At 56.8% G+C, this 213-nt stretch carries 1 protein-coding gene; it reads right to left on the reverse strand.

From position 1 onward, the window contains the following. Positions 1-213: hypothetical protein (locus AC5PZ0_RS28400; RefSeq protein WP_493856236.1), on the reverse strand; the 213-nt coding region annotated here is incomplete at both ends.

Consider the following 213-nt stretch of genomic DNA (forward strand, 5'->3'; position numbering starts at 1 on the left):
GTGGTTATCGATCGGCAGACCGTCTTTATTGGTCAAGGTGACGGTGTAAGTGATCTCGCCGCCTTCGGTGACCGATGGAGTGGCGGTCAGTTTGGCGATGACATCGTCAGTGGTATCGGTAACTTTGACCGATGCCGCGTCGCCCAGCTGCAGGTTTTCGAAGGCACGACCGTCAACATCGACCGCGGACTTGATGCCCAGGGAAATTTCGCC

The sequence above is a fragment of the Pseudomonas sp. 5.2 genome, assembly GCF_059025405.1.